The 19,863-nt window shown below is 65.1% G+C and carries 18 protein-coding genes; 12 read left to right on the top strand and 6 right to left on the bottom strand.

The window, feature by feature from the left end; all coding sequences use genetic code 11:
- Window positions 1-71 precede the first annotated feature (71 nt).
- Complete coding sequence (locus ACLIMP_RS04950) at window positions 72-1,598, bottom strand: aldehyde dehydrogenase (NADP(+)) (RefSeq protein WP_054436996.1); 1,527 nt, start codon at window positions 1,596-1,598, stop codon at window positions 72-74.
- 130 nt (window positions 1,599-1,728) lie between these two features.
- Between ACLIMP_RS04950 and ACLIMP_RS04945 the strand changes: the two genes are divergently transcribed.
- A complete protein-coding gene (locus ACLIMP_RS04945) occupies window positions 1,729-2,469 on the top strand; it encodes a FadR/GntR family transcriptional regulator (protein WP_054437029.1) in 741 nt (246 codons plus the stop codon).
- A gap of 111 nt (window positions 2,470-2,580) precedes the next feature.
- On the opposite strand, the gene ACLIMP_RS04940 is transcribed toward ACLIMP_RS04945, so the two are convergent.
- Window positions 2,581-3,897: a sugar MFS transporter gene (locus tag ACLIMP_RS04940; protein ID WP_443478079.1), complete on the bottom strand. Its 1,317-nt coding sequence runs from the start codon at window positions 3,895-3,897 to the stop codon at window positions 2,581-2,583.
- A 161-nt stretch (window positions 3,898-4,058) separates the two neighbouring features.
- Here ACLIMP_RS04940 and ACLIMP_RS04935 point away from each other — a divergent pair, with 161 nt between their 5' ends.
- The 3 genes from ACLIMP_RS04935 to ACLIMP_RS04925 all read left to right on the top strand — a co-directional run bounded on the left by ACLIMP_RS04935 (window position 4,059) and on the right by ACLIMP_RS04925 (window position 8,031).
- Window positions 4,059-5,225: an aldose epimerase family protein gene (locus ACLIMP_RS04935; RefSeq protein ID WP_324697910.1), complete on the top strand. Its 1,167-nt coding sequence runs from the start codon at window positions 4,059-4,061 to the stop codon at window positions 5,223-5,225.
- A gap of 21 nt (window positions 5,226-5,246) precedes the next feature.
- Window positions 5,247-7,043 carry an IlvD/Edd family dehydratase gene (locus tag ACLIMP_RS04930; RefSeq protein WP_054436992.1) on the top strand — a complete coding sequence of 599 codons (1,797 nt, stop codon included), beginning with the start codon at window positions 5,247-5,249 and terminating at the stop codon, window positions 7,041-7,043.
- A 133-nt stretch (window positions 7,044-7,176) separates the two neighbouring features.
- On the top strand, window positions 7,177-8,031 hold the full coding sequence (locus ACLIMP_RS04925) for an SMP-30/gluconolactonase/LRE family protein (RefSeq protein ID WP_324697908.1): 855 nt from the start codon (window positions 7,177-7,179) through the stop codon (window positions 8,029-8,031).
- A 45-nt stretch (window positions 8,032-8,076) separates the two neighbouring features.
- Here ACLIMP_RS04925 and ACLIMP_RS04920 read toward each other — a convergent pair whose 3' ends face one another.
- The 3 genes from ACLIMP_RS04920 to ACLIMP_RS04910 form a co-directional block, all read right to left on the bottom strand.
- Complete coding sequence (locus ACLIMP_RS04920; RefSeq protein ID WP_054436989.1) at window positions 8,077-9,126, bottom strand: DUF7064 domain-containing protein; 1,050 nt, start codon at window positions 9,124-9,126, stop codon at window positions 8,077-8,079.
- Between the two features lie 119 nt (window positions 9,127-9,245).
- Complete coding sequence (gene map / locus ACLIMP_RS04915) at window positions 9,246-10,076, bottom strand: type I methionyl aminopeptidase (protein WP_054436987.1); 831 nt, start codon at window positions 10,074-10,076, stop codon at window positions 9,246-9,248.
- Window positions 10,077-10,149: 73 nt separating this feature from the next.
- Window positions 10,150-10,995, bottom strand: a complete 846-nt coding sequence (locus ACLIMP_RS04910) for a DUF4163 domain-containing protein (RefSeq protein ID WP_324697904.1) — start codon at window positions 10,993-10,995, stop codon at window positions 10,150-10,152.
- Between the two features lie 45 nt (window positions 10,996-11,040).
- Here ACLIMP_RS04910 and ACLIMP_RS04905 point away from each other — a divergent pair, with 45 nt between their 5' ends.
- From ACLIMP_RS04905 to ACLIMP_RS04870, 8 genes are all read left to right on the top strand, one after another.
- Window positions 11,041-12,435, top strand: a complete 1,395-nt coding sequence (locus ACLIMP_RS04905) for a leucyl aminopeptidase family protein (RefSeq protein WP_324697902.1) — start codon at window positions 11,041-11,043, stop codon at window positions 12,433-12,435.
- 117 nt (window positions 12,436-12,552) lie between these two features.
- Window positions 12,553-12,852 (top strand): SH3 domain-containing protein, encoded by a 300-nt coding sequence (locus tag ACLIMP_RS04900; protein ID WP_324698999.1) that lies wholly within the window; start codon window positions 12,553-12,555, stop codon window positions 12,850-12,852.
- Window positions 12,852-13,775, top strand: a complete 924-nt coding sequence (gene argC, locus ACLIMP_RS04895; protein ID WP_054436985.1) for an N-acetyl-gamma-glutamyl-phosphate reductase — start codon at window positions 12,852-12,854, stop codon at window positions 13,773-13,775. The genes ACLIMP_RS04900 and argC overlap by 1 nt, the downstream gene beginning before the upstream one ends.
- A 400-nt stretch (window positions 13,776-14,175) precedes the next feature.
- The gene (locus tag ACLIMP_RS04890; protein ID WP_008832116.1) at window positions 14,176-14,514 is read left to right on the top strand and encodes a P-II family nitrogen regulator; all 339 of its coding nucleotides are present in this window, start codon (window positions 14,176-14,178) and stop codon (window positions 14,512-14,514) included.
- Between the two features lie 168 nt (window positions 14,515-14,682).
- Window positions 14,683-16,092 (top strand): type I glutamate--ammonia ligase, encoded by a 1,410-nt coding sequence (glnA, locus tag ACLIMP_RS04885; RefSeq protein WP_132469864.1) that lies wholly within the window; start codon window positions 14,683-14,685, stop codon window positions 16,090-16,092.
- A 189-nt stretch (window positions 16,093-16,281) separates the two neighbouring features.
- Complete coding sequence (locus tag ACLIMP_RS04880; protein WP_443478078.1) at window positions 16,282-17,448, top strand: hypothetical protein; 1,167 nt, start codon at window positions 16,282-16,284, stop codon at window positions 17,446-17,448.
- A 22-nt stretch (window positions 17,449-17,470) separates the two neighbouring features.
- Window positions 17,471-18,046, top strand: coding sequence for a fasciclin domain-containing protein (locus tag ACLIMP_RS04875; RefSeq protein ID WP_324697893.1), 576 nt, complete (start codon window positions 17,471-17,473; stop codon window positions 18,044-18,046).
- A gap of 86 nt (window positions 18,047-18,132) precedes the next feature.
- On the top strand, window positions 18,133-18,726 hold the full coding sequence (locus tag ACLIMP_RS04870; RefSeq protein WP_054436978.1) for a lysozyme: 594 nt from the start codon (window positions 18,133-18,135) through the stop codon (window positions 18,724-18,726).
- A gap of 12 nt (window positions 18,727-18,738) precedes the next feature.
- On the opposite strand, the gene ACLIMP_RS04865 is transcribed toward ACLIMP_RS04870, so the two are convergent.
- Window positions 18,739-19,578 (bottom strand): arginyltransferase, encoded by an 840-nt coding sequence (locus tag ACLIMP_RS04865; protein WP_185998134.1) that lies wholly within the window; start codon window positions 19,576-19,578, stop codon window positions 18,739-18,741.
- Window positions 19,579-19,863: the final 285 nt, after the last annotated feature.

Below are 19,863 nucleotides of genomic sequence, written 5' to 3'. Positions count from 1 at the left end.
CTCCCGGGCTCTTGGCCCTATCTGCGGCGCGCCTTCTTGGGGGAGCGCGCCGCAGGGATTGAGTGGACTGGTTAGAGGGTAAGTGCGCCGTCGATCAGGCGGGGAGCGCCGTCACCGAAGGCCGCGTCGCGCAGTTCTGCCGGAAGCAGGCCCTGAGCGAAGTTCTGGTAGCTGACCGGGCGCAGGAAGCGGTCGATCGCCATGCTGCCGACCGACGTGGTGCGCGGGTCGGTGGTCGAGGGGAACGGGCCGCCGTGCACCATCGCGTGGCACACTTCGACGCCGGTGGGCCAGCCGTTGACGAGGATGCGGCCGACCTTGCGTTCCAGCACCGGCAGCAGGCGCGAAGCGGCGGCTTCGTCGGCTTCGTCCATGTGCAGGGTGGCGGTCAGCTGGCCTTCCAGGCCTTCGAGCAGGCCGGCGAGTTCGGCTTCGTCCTTGCAGCGCACGACGATCGACGCAGCGCCGAACACTTCGTGGCCGATCGCCTTGTCGGCGAGGAACTGGGCAGCCGTGGTCTGGAACAGGATCGCACCGCCGGTGGTCTTGCTGCCTTCTTCGCCCTTGGCGATGGTTTCGACGCCGGCATTGCCTTCAAGCGCTTCGACGCCCTTGGCATAAGCAGCGGCGATGCCGGTGGTGAGCATGGTCTGCGGCTTGGCTTCGGCAACACCGCCGGTGGCGGCCGCGACGAAGGCGTCCAGGCCTTCACCCTCGACAGCCAGGATCAGGCCGGGGTTGGTGCAGAACTGGCCGGCGCCCATCGTCAGCGAACCGACGAAAGCGGTGCCGAGCGCTTCGCCGCGTGCCTTCAGCGCTTCGGGAAGCAGCAGGACGGGGTTGATGCTCGACATTTCGGCATAGACCGGGATCGGCACTTCGCGGGCCTGGGCCAGCTTGGCGAGGGCGAGACCGCCACCGCGCGAGCCGGTGAAGCCGACCGCCATGATGCGCGGATCCTGGACCAGCGCGGCGCCGAGTTCGTTCGACGGGCCGACGAGGTGCTGGAACACGCCTTCGGGAAGACCGGCGTCCTTCACGGCCTTGGTGATCGCGGCGGCAATCAGGCTGCCGGTGATCGGGTGGGCCGGGTGACCCTTGACCACGACCGGGCAACCGGCGGCGAGCGCCGAAGCGGTGTCACCACCGGCGGTCGAGAAGGCGAGCGGGAAGTTCGAGGCGCCGAACACGGCAACCGGACCCACCGGAATCATGCGCAGGCGCAGGTCGGGACGAGGCAGCGGGGCGCGGTCCGGCAGAGCCGGATCGATACGCAGCTGCTGCCACTGACCCTTGCGGACGACATCGGCGAACAGGCGCAGCTGGCCGACGGTACGGCCACGCTCGCCCTCGCCGCGACCACGGGGCAGTCCGCTTTCGGCAATGTAGGCTTCGATCAGCGAATCGCCGATGGCGATGATCTCGTCGGCGATTCGTTCGAGGAACGCAGCGCGCGTTTCACGATCGGTGGCGCGATAAGTGTCGAAAGCAGCGGCAGCGGCGGCGCAGGCTGCGGCGACGTCGGCGGGGCCGTTCACGGCCAGAGGTTCGCCGTGCGGCTCACCGGTTTCGGCCACGATGGAACGGAATTCGGTCATTTGGGGTCTCCCTATTTACTCCGACATATTCCCAGCGCACAGGAAACGCAATGTTTGTCGTTCCTTCGCGTGAGAAGGGCTGTTACGTTCCCTTCGGGAGGTGCCAATAACAGTGTCAGAAGCCAATTTCGTGAACGATGAAGAAAGTGCAAGGCCGGCCGACGAGGCTCGGGGTCCGGGCCGCCGCCTGCACGGTGCGATCGCCCATAAACTGGGAACGGCCATCTTGTCCGGCAAATATGCGCCCGGGGACATTCTTTCTGGTGAAGTCGCCTTCGCCGAGGAACTCCAGGTCTCGCGCAGCGCCTATCGGGAAGCCATTCAGGTCCTCACCGCCAAGGGCCTGGTCGCCAGCCGCCCCAAGGCCGGAACGCGGGTGCTGCCGAGGGACCGCTGGAACCTGCTCGATCCCGAAGTGCTCGGCTGGGCCTTCGCGGGAGAGCCGGACATCGAGTTCGTGCGCAGCCTCTTCGAACTGCGCGCCATCGTGGAGCCTGCCGCCGCGCGGCTTGCCGCGCAGCGCCGGGACAAGAACGACCTCAAGGCGATGAAGGATGCGCTGGCCGCGATGCGGCGGCACACCCTGACCACCGAGGCCGGCCGCGCGGCGGATCGCGACTTCCACAACGCGATTCTCCAGGCCACCCGCAACGACGCCCTGCTCGTGCTCAGCGCCTCGATCGGTGCTGCGGTGAACTGGACCACCCAGTTCAAGCAGCGGGCCCGCGCCCTGCCCCGCAACCCGATCCCCGATCACGTCCGCGTCTATGACGCGATCGCCGCCGGGGATGCGGCGACCGCTGCCGAAGCGATGAACGTGCTGGTCGATCTGGCACTGGAGGACACGCGCAGCGCCATGGAGAAAAAGTAAGCCCGACGCCAACGCGCCCGGACCAAGTCCGGGCCCATCCATAATCCAAAAAAAGAAAAGGCCCCGGCGATCGCTCGCCGGGGCCTTTTCGTTGACGCTGGATAGCGCGGATTACTCGGCCCCCTCGGGAACCAGATCCGGTTCCGCGTTCGTGACCTTGCTGCCCCACAGAGCGTAGAACAGCACGTAGAGTTCGCATACCGCGGTCAGGATGAACGAGTTCTGGAGACCGAAGTTGTCGGCCAGCCACCCCTGCACGATCACCAGCGCGCCGCCGGCGATCGCCATGACCAGCAGGCCCGAGCCTTCCTCGGTCAGCGGGCCAAGGCCCTTGATGCCGAGGGTGAAAATGGTCGGGAACATGATCGAGTGGAACAGGCCGACAAGGATCAGCGACCACATCGCAACCGGGCCATGGGCGAAGATCGTCACGACCATTACCGCGAAGGCGCCGACCGAGAAGAACGCCAGAACCTTGCCCGCGTCGAAACGCTGCATGATCGCGGAGCCCGCGAAACGGCCGACCATCATGCCGCCCCACAGGAAGGTAAGGTACTTGCCCGCCTGTTCATGCGTCAGGTTGGCGATGTCGGGCTGGCTGACGAAGTTCACGAAGAGATTCGCCACGCCGATCTCGGCGATCAGGTAGATGAAGATCGCGGGAATGCCGAATACGAGGTTGCGGTGATTCCACAGCGAGAGGTGTTTGCGCTGCTCCTTGGCAAGGCGCGAGTTCGCCGTACCCATCGAGGGCAGCGGGAACTTGGCGATCACCACGGCCAGAATGACCAGCACCACCGCGACCAGCGCGTAAGGCAGGATCACCGAATGGGCGTCAGCCAGACGCTCGGCATCGGTCAGGACCGTGCCGGCGGCCGAGGTCCCGCTCTTGGAACGACCAAGAATCAGGTAGGCGCCGAACAGCGGGGCCAGCATGGTGCCGGCCGAGTTGAGCGCCTGCACCAGGTTGAGGCGCGAGGACGCGGTCTCGGGCTTGCCGACGACGGCGACATAGGGATTCGCCGCAACCTGAAGCAGGGTGATGCCGCTGGCGATCACGAAGAGCATGACCAGCGTGATGCCGTAGGACGGGATGCTGGCAGCCAGCATCATGCCCAGCGCGCCGGCGGCCATGATCAGCAGGCCGGTGACCAGCGACTTCTGGTAGCCGACGCGTTCGATCAGCTTCGCCGAGGGAATCGAGGCCACGAAATAGGCGATGAACCACACCGATTCGATAAGCGTCGTCTGGGTGTAGCTCAGGTCGAACACGCTGCGCAGGTGCGGCAGCAGCGTGTTGTTGATGACGGTGATGAAGCCCCACATGAAAAACAGGCTGGCAAGCAGCGTCAGCGCCGGGCCGTAGCGGACGCCCGCTGGCTGCGCGTGAAGCACCGGGGCATCTCCAGATGAAACCACTGGGGGCATGACTATCCTCTCTTTACCAGAGAACCGCGCCGTGCCCTGCGGCAAACCGGCTTGCGCTCTTTCTATTTGTCGGACTATATGCGCGACACGGCGTCGTCAATGGGCCGCGTCGGAAACCAAGATGCAGAATCGACTTACACAAAGATATGGGAGCTAGGGCAATGAGGAAACTGCGCAAGGCGTTTGTAAGCACGGCGATATCCGCCCCAGCCCTGGCCATTGCAGCCCTTTCCCTTTCGAATCCGGCACTCGCCGCCGATGCCTCGCAGGCTCCGGCGGGCGCACTTTCCGATGGCACGCAAGTCAGCGCGGTCACGCTCAAGGCCGCCAACGGCGTCTCGGCGACGATCCTGACTTACGGCGCCACGCTGTGGAAGATGATGGCCCCCGACCGCGAGGGCAAGTCGGCCGACATCCTGCTCGGCTATGACGATGTCGCCAGCTATGAAAAGCGCCCGAATTACTGGGGCGCCACCATCGGCCGCTACGGCAACCGCATCGCCGACGGCAAGTTCACGCTCGACGGCAAGACCTACCAGCTTCCCCAGAACGATCACGGCCAGTCGCTGCACGGCGGCGGCAAGGGCTTCGACGTCCAGAACTGGAAGGTCGAATCGATCAAGTCCGGCCCGGTGGCGACGGCGGTGTTCTCGCTCGTCAGCCCCGACGGCGATTCGGGCTATCCCGGCACGGTGAAGACCAGGGTGACCTACTCGCTTGACGAGAAGGGCAACCTGCAGGTCGTGTTCGAAGCGACCACCGACAAGCCGACCGTGCTCAACATGACCAATCACGCCATCTTCAACATGGCCGGCGAAGGCAGCCCGCGCGACGCCCTGCAGAGCCTGCTGACGATCCCGGCCGGCCACTACACCCCTGTCAACGACAAGCTGATCCCCACCGGCGAACTGCGTGACGTAACCGGCACCGTGTTCGACTTCCGCAAGGCCCGCCTGGTCGGCGAAGGCATCCGCGACGGCAAGGACGAGCAGATCGTCATGGGCCGTGGCTACGATCACAACTTCGCGCTCGACAAGGGCGTGACCAAGACTCCCGAACTGGCCGCCCGCCTCGAAGATCCTGCTTCGGGCCGCGTGCTCGAACTGCTGACGACCGAACCGGGCGTGCAGTTCTACGCCGGCAACTTCCTGGACGGCACCTTCATCGGCAAGAACAGCCACCTCTACCGCATGGGCGACGGCATCGCACTGGAACCGCAGAAGTTCCCGGATTCGCCGAATCACCCGAACTTCCCTTCCACCCGCGTCGATCCCGGCAAGCCCTACAAGCATGTCATGATCTACCGCGTTTCCACTTCTTCGCGCTGACCCGAAAAGAAACGAACGCCCATGACCGACAAGACCGCTCCCAAGCTGCGCTCGCGCGCCTGGTTCGACAATCCCGACAACATCGACATGACCTCGCTCTACCTGGAGCGTTACCTGAACTTCGGCATCAGCCTTGAAGAGCTTCGCTCGGGCAAGCCGATCATCGGTATCGCCCAGACCGGCAGCGACCTGTCGCCCTGCAACCGCCATCACATCGTGCTGGCCGAGCGCATTCGCGAGGGCATTCGCGAAGCGGGCGGCATTGCGCTGGAATTCCCGGTCCACCCGATCCAGGAAACCGGCAAGCGCCCGACCGCAGGGCTTGACCGCAACCTCGCCTACCTCGGCCTGGTCGAAGCGATCTACGGCTACCCGCTCGACGGCGTGGTGCTGACCACCGGCTGCGACAAGACCACCCCGGCGCTGCTGATGGCGGCGGCAACCGTGAACATCCCGGCGATCGCGCTTTCGGTCGGCCCGATGCTCAACGGCTGGCACAAGGGCGAGCGTACCGGTTCGGGCACGATCGTCTGGAAGGGCCGCGAGATGATGGCCGCCGGCGAACTCGACGCGGACGGCTTCATCAAGCTCGTCGCCTCGTCGGCCCCGTCGACCGGCTACTGCAACACCATGGGCACGGCGACGACGATGAACTCGCTCGCCGAAGCGCTCGGCATGATGCTGCCCGGTTCGGCCGCGATCCCCGCGCCTTACCGTGACCGCCAGGAATGCGCATGGCGCACCGGCAAGCGCATCGTCGACATGGTTCACGAGGACCTCAAGCCCTCGGACATCATGACGCTCGACGCGTTCCATAACGCCATCGTCGTCAACGCCGCCATCGGCGGTTCGACCAACGCCCCGATCCACCTTGCCGCGATCGCGCGCCACATCGGTGTCGACCTGCCGCTCAAGGACTGGGAAACCTACGGCCACAAGATCCCGCTGCTGGTGAACCTGCAGCCCGCCGGCGAATACCTCGGCGAGGACTACTACCGTGCAGGCGGCGTACCCGCCGTCGTCGCGCAGCTGATCGGCCAGGGGCTGATCAAGGAAGACGCGATGACCGTCAATGGCCAGACCATGGGCGACAACTGCCGCGACGCGACGATCGAGGACGAGAAGGTCATCAAGCCCTTCGACCAGCCGCTGGTGGAAGAAGCCGGCTTCCTCGTGCTGTCGGGCAACCTGTTCGACGCGGCCGTGATGAAGACCAGCGTGATCTCCAAGGAGTTCCGCGACCGTTACCTCTCGAACCCCGCAGACCCGGATGCCTTCGAAGGCAATGCCGTGGTGTTCGACGGTCCCGAGGACTACCACCACCGCATCGACGATCCGGCGACCGGCATCACCCCCGAAACCCTGCTGTTCATGCGCGGCGCCGGCCCGATCGGCTATCCGGGTGCAGCCGAAGTCGTGAACATGCGTCCGCCTTCGTACCTCATCACCGAAGGCGTGCACTCGCTGCCGTGCATCGGTGACGGTCGCCAGTCGGGCACCTCGGGCAGCCCCTCGATCCTCAACGCCTCGCCCGAAGCGGCGGCGATGGGCGGTCTCGCCCTGCTCGAAACCGGTGACCGCGTGCGCATGGACCTCAAGAAGGGCCGCGTGGACGTGCTCATCTCCGACGAGGAACTGGCGACCCGCCGCGCCGCTCTCGAAGCCAAGGGCGGCTATGCCTACCCGGCCTCGCAGACCCCGTGGCAGGAAATCCAGCGCTCGGTGGTCGGCCAGATGAACACCGGCGCCATCCTCGAAGGCGCCGAAAAGTACCAGCGCATCGCCCAGACCATGGGCCTGCCGCGCGACAATCACTGACTTTTGGCTCCGATTGATATCCTGTCCGGCCTAGCCGCCGGATGACCTATCGGCCCCCGCCCCTGCCTGTCCCTGAACAAGGGAAAGGCGGGGGCGGGGGCCGAACCGTTTTCACAGCATAGGGAGAGTTCTCATGACGCTTTGGCGCAAGATCGATCGCGACGTGCGCGATACCCTCGGCGAAGGCGCGCTCTGGTGCGAGCGCGACAATGCCTTCTACTGGGTCGACATCCTCACCCCTGCCCTCAACCGCCTCAGCCTCGCGGACAACACGGTAACTCGCTGGGATATGCCCGCACGCCTCGGCTGGGTCGCTCCGCGCGCGCAAGGCGGCCTGATCGGCGGCTTCCAGGACGGCGTGGCCAATATCACGCTCGACCCGCTGACGATTTCCGAGCGTAACGATCCCGAGCCCCACCTGCCCGGCAACCGCATGAACGACGGCAAGGCCGACCGCCACGGCGCGATCTGGTGCGGCACGATGGACATGGCAGAGGAAGAAGTGACCGGCTCGCTCTACCGCCTCTCGCCCTCGGGCGAATGGCAGGTGATCGACACCGACTACACGGTGCCCAACGGCCCGGCGTTCTCGCCTTGCGGCCAGTGGCTCTACCATGCCGATTCGGGCCGCCGGGTGATCTACCGCTTCGCCCTGGACGAGAGCGGTGCCCATTCGCGCGAGGAATTCATCCGCTTCTCCGAGGAAGACGGCTATCCCGACGGCATGACCACGGACGCCGAAGGTTATCTCTGGACGGCACACTGGGACGGCGGCCGGATCAGCCGCTTTGCTCCCGACGGCACGCGCGAGCGCTCGATCGAGCTTCCGGCCAGGCGCATCACCAACATCGCTTTCGCAGGCGAAAAGCTGGACCGCATGTTCGTGACCTCGGCGGCGACCGGCCTGCCCGATTCCGAATTCGACGGCGCGCTGTTCGAAGTGGAATCCGGCGTCACCGGCAATCCCGCGGGCATCTATCTCGGCTGATATCCGCCGCGCGGGGAGGCGGAAACACTTCTCCGCGCGGCCTTTCTAAGGCTCCATCACGCTGGGCTTGCTCGATCGTTCGATCATCCCGGTCGTCCGCTCACCGTCCCAGGTGTAGAATGCATGGCTCTGCTGGACGAGCGGGAAGTCCGCAGGCCAATCCACCGGCTTGGCGAAACCGCCGCGCGAGCGGGTGTTGACGAAAGTTCGCCCCGCAATCGCGATGCGGCGACCGTCAATCGTTTCCAGCACGAAAGATACGTCCTCGTCGCCGGTCACGAAGCGGCGAAGCCATGGCACTTCCACGGGTCGGGCAGGTACGCGCACGCCTTCGCCATCGATGATCCATCCTTCCGCGTAGTTCGGCTCGCCATCCTCACGCGGGGGATAGATGTTGAAGCCGAATGCGCGGCCGTCCGGGAATGTCGCCGATTGCCAGCAGTGTCCCCAGAACCCGGCAAACGCACGAAAGCCGGTGCGACGGATGCGCAGTCCGTTGGCGTTGAACCTGCGGGTCTCGCCATCGAGAGTGAGCGTTCCCGTGCAGCGGAACAACTGTTCGTAGCGCGGGCTCATGAAACTGCCCTGCTCGCCCCCCAGCGCCGCGGCAGCCTCCGGCAGGAGCGAACCCGGCACCCAAGGCGGTGCCGCCATCTCCATCTCCACCGCGATCTCGAGATCGGTCCAGCAGGTTTCCTCGAAATCGGGATTGTCGATGACCTGCTGCGCCGAGGTCTCGGCAGCCTGCCCCTTGTAGGTGGCAATCCATTTGCGGAACGGCTCGATGCATTCGAACCGCACCGGCCCGGTTCCGCGCACGGTAGGGCGACCGTCGGCCCCGTAGGGCGAATGGGTTTCACCATCGCCGCGCCTGGATAGCAGGCGGCCATCGGCAAAGGCGACGTCCAGCCAGAACTCGTGCCGGTCCCAGGCATTGCCCACCGCTTCCACGCCGATGCGCATGGCGAAAAGGCCGTTCTCTTCCTCGATCCAGACGTTCACCGCATCGCGCAGCCCTTCGTCGGGCTTTTTCGCCACGACATACTCGCGATCCTCGGGAACGCCGCCGGTCAGGTCCATCGCCGCGGTCGCCATAGCTCTCCCTTCCCTTTTTCCGGGCGGGAGGCTGTCATGGCGCAGGCGTCAGGTCACGCCCCGGACATGCGCCGGGGCGATGACTTCATCGGCTCCGATCCGCCCGAGGGCGACGAGGCTCAGGCGTAGGGGGGCTTGTGGAGACCCTTGAGGCTGGTGGTGAATATCTCGCAGCCCGTCTCGGTAATGCCGATCGAATGCTCGAACTGCGCTGAAAGCGACTTGTCGCGGGTGACCGCCGTCCAGCCATCGGCCAGAAGCTTAACCGGCGGCTTGCCAAGATTTATCATCGGCTCGATGGTCATGAACATGCCGGGCTTGAGCAGCGGACCGGTGCCGGGGCGGCCGGCATGGACCACTTCCGGCGCATCGTGGAACAAACGGCCCAGGCCATGGCCGCAGAATTCCCGCACGACGCCGTAGCGGAACGATTCGGCATGGGCCTGGATGGCCGCGCCGATATCACCCACCCGGTTGCCGGGCCGGGCCTGTTCGATGCCGATCATCAGGCACTCGTAAGTCACGTCCACCAGACGGCGCGCCTTCAGCGAAACGTCGCCGGCAAGGTACATGCGGCTGGTGTCACCGTGCCAGCCATCGAGCAGCGGGGTCACGTCGATATTGACGATATCGCCGTCCTTGATCGTCTTTTCCGACGGAATGCCGTGGCAGACCACATGGTTGATCGAGATGCAGCAGGAATGCGCATAGCCCCGGTAGCCGAGCGTCGCCGGCACCGCACCGCCATCGAGCGTGAGTTCGCGCACCTTGTCGTCGATCGCCGCCGTGGTCACGCCGGGCTGCACCATCGGCGCAATCTCGTCGAGGATCATGGCGGCAAGGCGCCCGGCCTTGCGCATGCCCTCGAAGCCCTCGGGGCCGTGCAGCTTGATGGTGCCGTCACGCAGGACGGTTTCGCTTCCGGGTTCGACGATCTGGTATTCGGTCATGAGGGGTACATAACGATTGTACGCGCAAATTGCGAGATCGTGCGTGACCTCGCGCATTTGCGTTTCCCTCACCTCATTTTGCGACCGAGAAGCTCGACCGGTACTGCGGCTTGAGCGCCGCCATGACCGCGCCCGTTACCGGAACCGTCACCTCGTAGCTGCCCTCGGCATACGGCCCGGCATTGTAGGGCGGGACCAGCAGGCCGACGCGATCGAATGTCCTGCCGTTGGCCGAGCCCAGGATCACGATCTGCTCGATCGGATCGATGCATTCGGAGAACATGTCATCGCTCTTGTCGATCGGGCCGCCCCGGCGCTTGACGCGCTCCTTGTCCAGCGCGGCGCAGAACGGCGTGCGCAGCGCCTTCGAGAGCGCCTCCTTGCTGGTGAAGAGGTCGATCGGCTTGCGCGCCTGCTCGGCCTGGCGGTCCCACAGCAGGGTATCGAAGATGGTCATGCCGTGCGCGCCGCCGGAATAAGTATAGATTTCCGAAGACAGCGAGAGCCAGCCCGGCAGGCTGGTGACGACCTTCCAGTCCTCGCCATAACTGTAGGCATGGTAGGGATAGTCGTTCTGCTTCGATTCCGCCTGTCCGGATTTCGCGCTGCCGATAAGATCCGCGCGGGACTGTTCCAGTTGCTTGTCGAGGTTCGCCTTGAGACCCGGGATCGCGCCCGCCGCATCGGGATAGGAATAACTGAACTCGTAGAGGTCGTTCTCCACCTTCTCCTCGCGGCCGCCCCCCACCGGAACTTCGCTGGCTTGCGCGGCGGGCTCGGTAGCGGCTTCGGTTTCGGCCATCGCCTCGCCGGAGGCCGCATCCGAAGTGGCGGCGACCGGCGCCTCACCCTTGCACCCGCCCAGGAGCAGGGCAGCCGTTGCAGCGGAGACAAGACACCAGGCACCAAATCGCATCATTTTTCCTCTCGGCTCATGCTTGCGGGAAGGCTAGAGAATGTGGCCATGACCGACAAGAACGCATTGATTCAGCCCGATCGCGGCCAGAAGGCCGTCGCCCTCCACCTCATTGGCAAGGATGGACTGGAGCAATTCATCAAGGGCCTGTCGGTTCCACAGCGCGCCGCGCTGGAAGCGCAGAAGTTCGCAGGCGCGGCCGGCAGCCACGCAATCCTGCCCGATGGAGACGGCTGGTTCGTCGCCGCCGGCGTGGCCGACCCGGCCAAGCTGTCGACCTGGTGCCTTGCCAGGCTGGCTGAAGTCCTGCCCGCTGGAACCTATCGCCGCGCCTCGGGCGAACCGGGCAAGGCTGCGCTGGGCTGGATCGCCGGTCAGTACAGCTTCGACCGCTACCTGTCCGATCCTTCCGAGGAAGGCCCACGCATTCTCCTCACCGGAGAGGTCAAGGCGATCGACGCCGTGATCGCCGAAGCCGAAGCGATCGAACTCGTGCGCGATCTCGTCAACACCCCGGCCGAGGACATGGGTCCGGGCCAGCTCGAATCCGAAGCGGAATCGCTCGCCAAGGCCTTCCGCGCGGAGGTGAAGATCACGCGCGGAGAAATGCTCGAACGCGAATACCCGATGGTCCATGCCGTCGGCCGCGCGGCGGGCCGCGCCCATGCCCCCCGCCTGATCGAACTCGAATGGGGCGATCCCAAGCATCCCCGGATCGCCGTCGTCGGCAAGGGCGTATGCTTCGATTCAGGCGGGCTGGATATCAAGCCGGGCGCGGGCATGCTGCTGATGAAGAAGGACATGGGCGGCGCTGCCCATGCCCTCGCCCTGGCGCGCCTCATCATGGGCGCCAGGCTTCCCGTGCGCCTCCACCTCGTGATCCCCGCAGTCGAAAACGCCATTTCGGGCAATTCCTTCCGCCCCGGCGACGTGCTGCGCAGCCGCGCCGGCATCACCGTGGAAATCGGCAACACCGATGCCGAGGGCCGCCTGATCCTCGGCGATGCGCTCACCCGCGCGAGTGAGAAGGAACCGGAACTGGTGATCGATTTCGCCACCCTCACCGGCGCTGCCCGCGTGGCCGTAGGACCGGACCTGCCCGCCCTGTTCGCCCGCGAGGATGCCACCGCACAAGCCATCCTTGACGCCGGGCTCGGCGTGGACGATCCCTGCTGGCGCCTCCCGCTTTACGACGGCTACCGCGATTACCTGAAGTCGGACATTGCCGACATCAACAATGCCGGGTCCAGCGGCTTCGCCGGAGCCAGCACCGCAGCGCTGTTCATGGACCGCTTCGTGGCCAAGGGGCTCGACTGGGCGCACTTCGATACTTTCGCCTGGCGCCCCGCTTCGAAGCCGGGTCGTCCCAAGGGCGGCGATGCCCTGGGCCTGCGCGCGGCATGGTACATGTTGCAGCAGCGCTACACTGGCGAACGTGGCTGAACTTGCGTCTTTGCCACGCCCCCGCTAAGCGCGCGCATCTTTGCATTTGGAGAAGCACCCGCGTTGGCCACTGAGGATTCCTATACCCGCCCTCCCCGGATCGATGGGCTGCTTGCCATGACCGGGCCGAGCGTGACCGCGGATCCCGGATGCCTGCCCGTGCGCGGCGACCTTGCGCATATCAAGCTCGCCGGGCTTTGCTTCGTACCGCATTACGCCGTGCCGATGCCGCACGCGATCCTGGCCGGCGCGGTGCTGCGCGTTACCGGACGCGCGGATGCAGAACCGATTCGCGACCTGCCCGAGGGTGAAACCTTCAACGTGCTCGACATCGCCGGAAACTGGGCCTGGGGCCAGTTCGGCGAAGACGGCCAGGTCGGCTATCTCCCGCTCGATGCTCTGAAGGCGCAAGACTGATGACGAAGACGGTCTTCATCGACGGCGCGGCCGGCACCACCGGCCTCGAAATCGCCGAGCGGCTCGAGGGCCGCGCCGAGTTCGAACTGATCGTCCTCGACGATGCCCGCCGCAAGGACGACGATGCCCGCGCCGAAGCACTGAACGCGGCGGATTTCGTGATCCTCTGCCTGCCCGACGATGCAGCGAAAGCCGCCGTCGGCATGATCCGCAATGACACGACCCGCGTGATCGACGCCTCCTCGGCGCACCGCGTGGCACCGGACTGGACTTACGGCTTCCCCGAAGTGATCGGGCGAGAGGCCGTTGCCGCCGCGCGTTTCGTCAGCAATCCCGGCTGTTACCCGACCGGGTTCATCGCGCTGGTCGCTCCCTTGGTCAAGGCGGGCCTGCTCCCGGCTGACTGGCCTTACGTCTGCCACGCGGTCTCCGGCTATTCGGGCGGCGGCAAGGCGCTGATCGGCCGTTTCGAGGAAGACCGCGACATCGCCTTCCGCGCTTACGGCCTGGCGCTCGGCCACAAGCATGTGCCCGAGATGACGACGCACGTCGGCCTCGCTCACGCCCCGATCTTCGCACCGGCGGTGGTACCTGCCCATCGCGGGATGCTGGTGGAAGTCCCCCTGCACCTCTCGATGATGTCCGGTGCCGGAACGCCTGCCGACCTGCGCGCCGCGCTCTCCGGCTTCTATGCCGGCAGCGAAATCGTCACCGTGGTGGACGACCAGCCCGACGAATTGCTGCTGCGCGCCTCCATGGAGCCGGTGGACAGCCTGACGCTGCGGGTCCTCGGCGCGAAGGACGGCTCTCAGGCCCGTCTCGTCGCCACGCTCGACAATCTGGGCAAAGGGGCGAGCGGCGCCGCAGTGCAGAACCTCAACCTGATGGCCGGTCTTCCCGAGACAGCGGGCCTGCGGCTCTGAGAACGCCTGGTCGGCAGGGAGCCGACTTCGTTCCGACATATCCTTAACGCAAGAAGGCGCCGGAAACCCACGCGGTCTCCGGCGCCTTCTTGCGTTAACCAACCACGTCTGCCCACCAGCCCGCCTACCAGGGCATTTTTACGCCCATGCACAATTTTAAGGCAGGGCGTGCTCATATCTTGAACACATAATGTCGCCAACCGGGTACTTACCCGCATGAGTCTGCTTACCGGGGTTGGTAAAACGTGCGATTCCGGTCTTTTCGCGGCTGCACACTTCGCCTACCAGAGGAACATCCGCATTGGCACGATTCTTGATGGGAATCGCGCGCGAGGCATCCGGTTCCCGGACCGGAATGTCTTCGGAAAACATCCGGGAGCATGCAGGGGTCAACACTGGCGTGAAAAAGATCGAAGCTATCATCAAGCCGTTCAAGCTCGACGAAGTGAAGGAAGCACTGCACGAAGTTGGCGTTTCCGGTATCACCGTCACCGAGGCGAAGGGCTTCGGCCGCCAGAAGGGCCATACCGAGCTCTATCGCGGCGCCGAATACGTGGTCGACTTCCTGCCCAAGGTGAAGCTCGAAGTGGTCGTTCCCGATGCGCTGGCCGAACGCGTGGTCGAAGCCATTGCCGACGCCGCCCAGACCGGCCGCATCGGTGACGGCAAGATCTTCGTCGTCCCCGTCGAAACCGCCGTGCGCATCCGCACCGGCGAACGGGACGACGACGCCCTGTAATATAGGGGTCAGCCCCCGCTTATCGCATTTATCCCGGCGCAGGCCGGAATCCTATTGCCCGGCTTCGGCCGGATCGGGATGAACCGGCGGGGGCCGGGGACGTCCCGTGGACAATGACAAACCCAAGCCTCTTTCGGGATCGGAAGAGCATCACTGGAGACTACTCTAATGGCTAGTGCAAAGGACGTCCTCAAGAGGATCAAGGACGAAGAGATCGAGTGGGTTGATCTGCGTTTCACCGACCCGAAGGGCAAGTGGCAGCACCTCACCATGGTCGCTTCGATCCTCGGCGAGGACGAGCTGGAAGACGGCCTGATGTTCGACGGTTCGTCGATCGAGGGCTGGAAGGCCATCAACGAGTCGGACATGATCCTCAAGCCCGACCTCGACGCCGTTTACGTCGATCCGTTCTCGGCCACCCCGATGCTCATCCTGTTCTGCGACATCGTGGAACCCTCGACCGGTGACCTCTACGCCCGCGACCCGCGCTCGACCGCGAAGCGCGCCGAAGCCTTCGTCAAGTCGGCCGGTTTCGGCGACACCGTGTACGTCGGCCCCGAAGCCGAATTCTTCATGTTCGACGACGTGAAGTTCTACGACGGCTACGAAGGCAACGGCTTCAAGATCGACGACATCGAGCTGCCCGGCAACTCGGACAAGTCCTACGACACCGGCAACCTTGCCCACCGTCCGCGCGCCAAGGGCGGCTACTTCCCGGTCGCTCCGGTTGACTCGGCCGTGGACATCCGCGGCGAGATGGTCACCACCATGCTCGAAATGGGCCTGCCCTGCGACAAGCACCACCACGAAGTGGCTGCTGCCCAGCACGAACTCGGCCTGACCTTCGGCACGCTGGTCACCACTGCCGACCGCATGCAGATCTACAAGTACGTCGTCCACATGGTCGCACAGGCATATGGCAAGACCGCCACGTTCATGCCGAAGCCGATCATGAAGGACAACGGCTCGGGCATGCACACCCACATCTCGATCTGGGACAAGGGTAACCCGCTGTTCGCCGGTAACGGCTACGCCGGCCTGTCGGACATGTGCCTGTACTTCATCGGCGGCGTCATCAAGCACGCCAAGGCCCTGAACGCCTTCACCAACCCGACCACCAACAGCTACAAGCGCCTGGTGCCGGGCTACGAAGCTCCGGTGCTGCTGGCCTACTCGGCCCGCAACCGCTCCGCTTCGTGCCGCATCCCCTACGGTGCGGGTGACAAGGCAAAGCGCGTGGAATTCCGCTTCCCCGACGCGATGGCCAACCCCTACCTCTGCTACGCCGCGCTGCTCATGGCCGGTCTCGACGGGATCAAGAACAAGATCCACCCGGGCGAAGCCATGGACAAGAACCTCTACGATCTGCCGCCGGCCGAACTCGCCGAAGTGCCGACCGTCTGCGGTTCGCTGCGTGAAGCGCTCGATTCGCTCCAGGCCGACCATGCCTTCCTTCTCGAAGGCGGCGTGTTCACCGTCGACCAGATCGAATCGTACCTCGAACTGAAGTGGCCGGAAGTGCTGCGCTGGGAAACCACGCCGTCGGCCGTCGAGTTCGACATGTATTACAGCGCCTGATCGCGCCTCCTCCCCTTCGGGGAAGGAGCATCAGTTCGCCGAGTGGGGCGCCCGGAGCAATCCGGGCGCCCTTTTCGTTAGGTCATATGCTCTTGCCGCGCGACGTTCCGTTACGGCGGTTGACGACAACCCAGTCTGGAACAGCTATCGTCGCCCCGCGTTTCCCTTCGCCGAAAAGGAGAAGCAGCGATGCCCAGGAATTGCACATGGCTTGCGGGGGCTGCCGCTCTGGCGCTTGCCGCCGGTTCTGCCGTTGCCCAGCCTGCCGGAGATCGGCCTTCGGGAGATAGGCCTGCCGAGAGCGGGCGCCGGCCCGATCGACCGGAAGCCCGCCAACAGCAGCAACGCTCCGAACAGCAGCACGCCGAGCAAGCCCGCAAGGAAGCACCCCCTCGGGATCAGGCACCTCGCGAACAGGGGAGTCGAGAGGAGGGGAATCGGGAGCAGTCCAGCCGCGACCAGCCGGGCCGCACGAGCCCGGAGCAGCGCGCATCCGCCGAGGCGCAAAACCGCGAAACCGCCCGGCGAGAGCAGCGCCAGCAGGATCAGGCGCGGCGCAAACAGCCTGGCCAGTCCCATCCCGAGCAAATGAAAAAGAACAACGAGCGCCAGCCTGACGGCGCCCGCCCGGAAACCCCACGGCCGGGCCAGCCCGCGCGCCGGGAGGATATCCGCGAGATCGGTTACAAGGACGCACATGGCCGCGAATTCCGCGTCCCCACCAACGACCGGGTACGGGTCGTCACCCGGAAGGACGACATGGGATGGGCCGCCGCCGACAGGCAGCCGCATTTCAATGGCTGCCCGCCTGGGCTCGATCGGAAGTTCGCCGGCTGCAAGCTCCCCGCCGAAACGCATCCTCCCAGCCATGCATGGCATGACCCCGGCTGGTTCTCGCGCGGCTATGACGACGAGACGCGTTATCGCTATGCGGACGGCTACATGCTGCGCATCGGCACGGGCAATTCCGTGGCCAGCTACGTACCCCTGCTGGGCGGTGCGCTGGCGGTAGGGCGGAACTGGCCGGGAACCTACAAGCCGGTAGCGCTGCCGGGCTATTACACGAGCTATTACGGCCTCGGTTCCGAAGGCTCCTATCGCTACTACGACAACACGATCTACCGGGTGAAACCCGAAAATGCCGCGATCACCGGAATTGCCGCGCTGCTCGTCGGCAGTCGTGTACAGGTCGGCCAGGCCATGCCAGCGGGCTATGACGTCTACAACGTGCCCTACGGCTACCGCGATCAGTATTCGGACGGGACGGACGCACTCTACCGCTACAGCGACGGCTATATCTACCAGCTCGATCCGGCCACACGCCTTGTCCGGGCGGCTATCGAACTGCTCGCCTGACCGGCGTTACTGGAGGAAGTACATGCGCAAGGAAGGTATCGGAATCGTGCTGCTCGCCGCTGCGGGGCTCTCGCTTGCCGCCTGTTCGGGGAAGGACGGCGCCGGGGAACAGGCCGGCGCGACGTCCGCGGCGGATGGCACGACGCCGGCGTCAGCATCGCTGCCCGATGCGCTCGACAATACGGACGGGCTGCAGACCGTGGCCGAAGCGCTCAAGGAAACCGGCATCGAAGGCGTGTTCCGCGAGAAGGCCAGCTATACCCTTATCGCGCCGGAGGACGACGCTTTCGCGAAGCTGGGCGATCCGGCCAAGAAGCTTACCGAGGCGGACGACCATGCCGCCCTTGCCGCGCTCATCAAGGACCACATGCTGACCGGCTACATGACGCCGCAGGACATTTCCGCGGCCATCAAGGCCAGCAAGGACGGCAAGATCGAGATTCCCACGCTGGGCGGCGGCACCCTGACCTTCACGCAGGCCGGCCCTACCGTGACCGTGACCGCCGAGGACGGCACGCAGGCGAGCTTCGACGGCGATCCCGTGGCGGGCGGTTCCAGCATCGCGATCCCGGTCAACGGTGTGCTGAAGAAGCTCTGATCGGGCCCGCGCCTGTAAAAACCATTTTCCTACACCCCCCGGTCCGGCTTACTTGATCGGCCTTTCCCACCAGCAAGGAGAGGCAGATGCTCGATCGCAAGCCGATTTTCGACGAAGTTCGACAGTTGCTCGGCCGCGGGTTCACCGCCGCCGACGTCATCGCGCTGGACGCCGCGATCGACCGGGGACTGGGCGAGGAACCGCCCGCCGCCGCCGTTCCCACCCTCGGCGCGTCCGGCCGCGCGCTGATCCACAAATGGGAGGGTTGCGCCAGGCGCCGCGCCGATGGCCTTTTCGAAGCCTACCCCGATCCCGGCAGCAGGGACGGCAAGCCCTGGACCATCGGCTGGGGATCGACCGGCACCGATATCGGTCCGGGCACAGTCTGGACGCAGGCTCAGTGTGACGCCCGGTTCGAAAGCGAGATCGAGCGTTACGTCCGCCAGGTCCGCACGGCAATCGGCGGCGCGGCCACCACGCCCAACCAGTTCAATGCGCTGGTCTCTTTCCACTACAACACCGGGGCCATCGCCAAGGCCACGCTCACCCGCCTGCACAGGGAGGGCCGCTTCGCCGAAGCGGCGGCGCAGTTCGGGAAATGGATCTACAATGACGGCAAGGTGCTGGAAGGCCTGAAACGCAGGCGCGAGGACGAAGCCAAGCTTTACGCCCTCGCCTGAAGGATACCGCGCTTACTGGGCGATGGAGGGCACGCCGTCCTTGCGCACACCTTCGCCCACGTCGGCACGGCTGCGGGGATTGGCCACGGCGGCGGCGATCAGGCGTTCCTGATCCTCGGCGGCGAGACGCTCCCATCCGGTGCGGCCGAGCTTTTCCATGGGGCGGAAGCGCACCTTGTACTGCATCCGCGGCGAGCCTTCGACCCAGTAACCAAGGTAGACGTAGGATAGCCCCATCTCGGTGGCACGCTGGATATGATCGAGGATGATGTAGGTCCCCAGCCCCTGCCGCGCTTCGTGATGGGGATCGTAGAAGCTGTAGATCATCGACAGACCGTCGCACTGGCGGTCGGTCAGGCAGGCGCCGACGAGACGACCCGGCGTAACGCCGTCCACCGAAGGTTCGCGATACTCGATGACGTAGCTGGTGACGGGGGTATGTTCGACCATGTCCGCAAAGTCCACTTCGTCCATCGAGGTCATCCCGCCTTCGGGATGGCGCACCGAGAGATAGCTCTGGAGCAGTTCGAACTGTTCGCTGGTGGACCATGGCCGGCAGACCGTGGCGACCAGATCGCCGTTGCGCTTCATCAGGCGCTTCTGGGTGCTGGAGGCGACGAATTCATCCGCGACCACCCGCACCGAGACGCAAGCGTTGCAATCGAGGCAGGACGGGCGATAGGCCACCGTCTGGCTGCGGCGGAAGCCGATGCGGCCCAGCGCGTCGTTCAGCGAATCGGCGTGAGGGCCCTTGAGTTCGGTGAACACTTTCCGTTCGCTGCGGCCCGGCAGATAGGGGCACGGGGCCGGGCTGGTCACGAAGAACCGGGGAAAACGAACTGGTGCCGTCACGGACGAAGGTTATCCTCTAGACTGATGGAAAGCCGCCCCTCCCGGGGGATTCTCCGCGTTAGCCCTGAATATGCATAGCCGATGGGGCTGTTGAAAGCGTTTTAACCACGAATCCGGTTCAGCCTCGCCTGAATCGTGACCAAGTGGGTTCCGTTTTCGTCAGGTTGTCCCGGATCGGTTCTTTCCAGCCTGTGACCGTTAGCAGATATGGCCCACACAGTTAACACTGCCGCTTGTCCGAAAAAAGCAAAAGGCGGCGGAGGGAATGCCCCTCCGCCGCCTTTT

Source organism: Novosphingobium aeonii (genome assembly GCF_052279045.1).
Lineage (GTDB): Bacteria > Pseudomonadota > Alphaproteobacteria > Sphingomonadales > Sphingomonadaceae > Novosphingobium.
The sequence above is the reverse complement of the archived record's forward strand: the minus strand, read 5'-3'. Positions and strand labels throughout refer to the sequence as shown.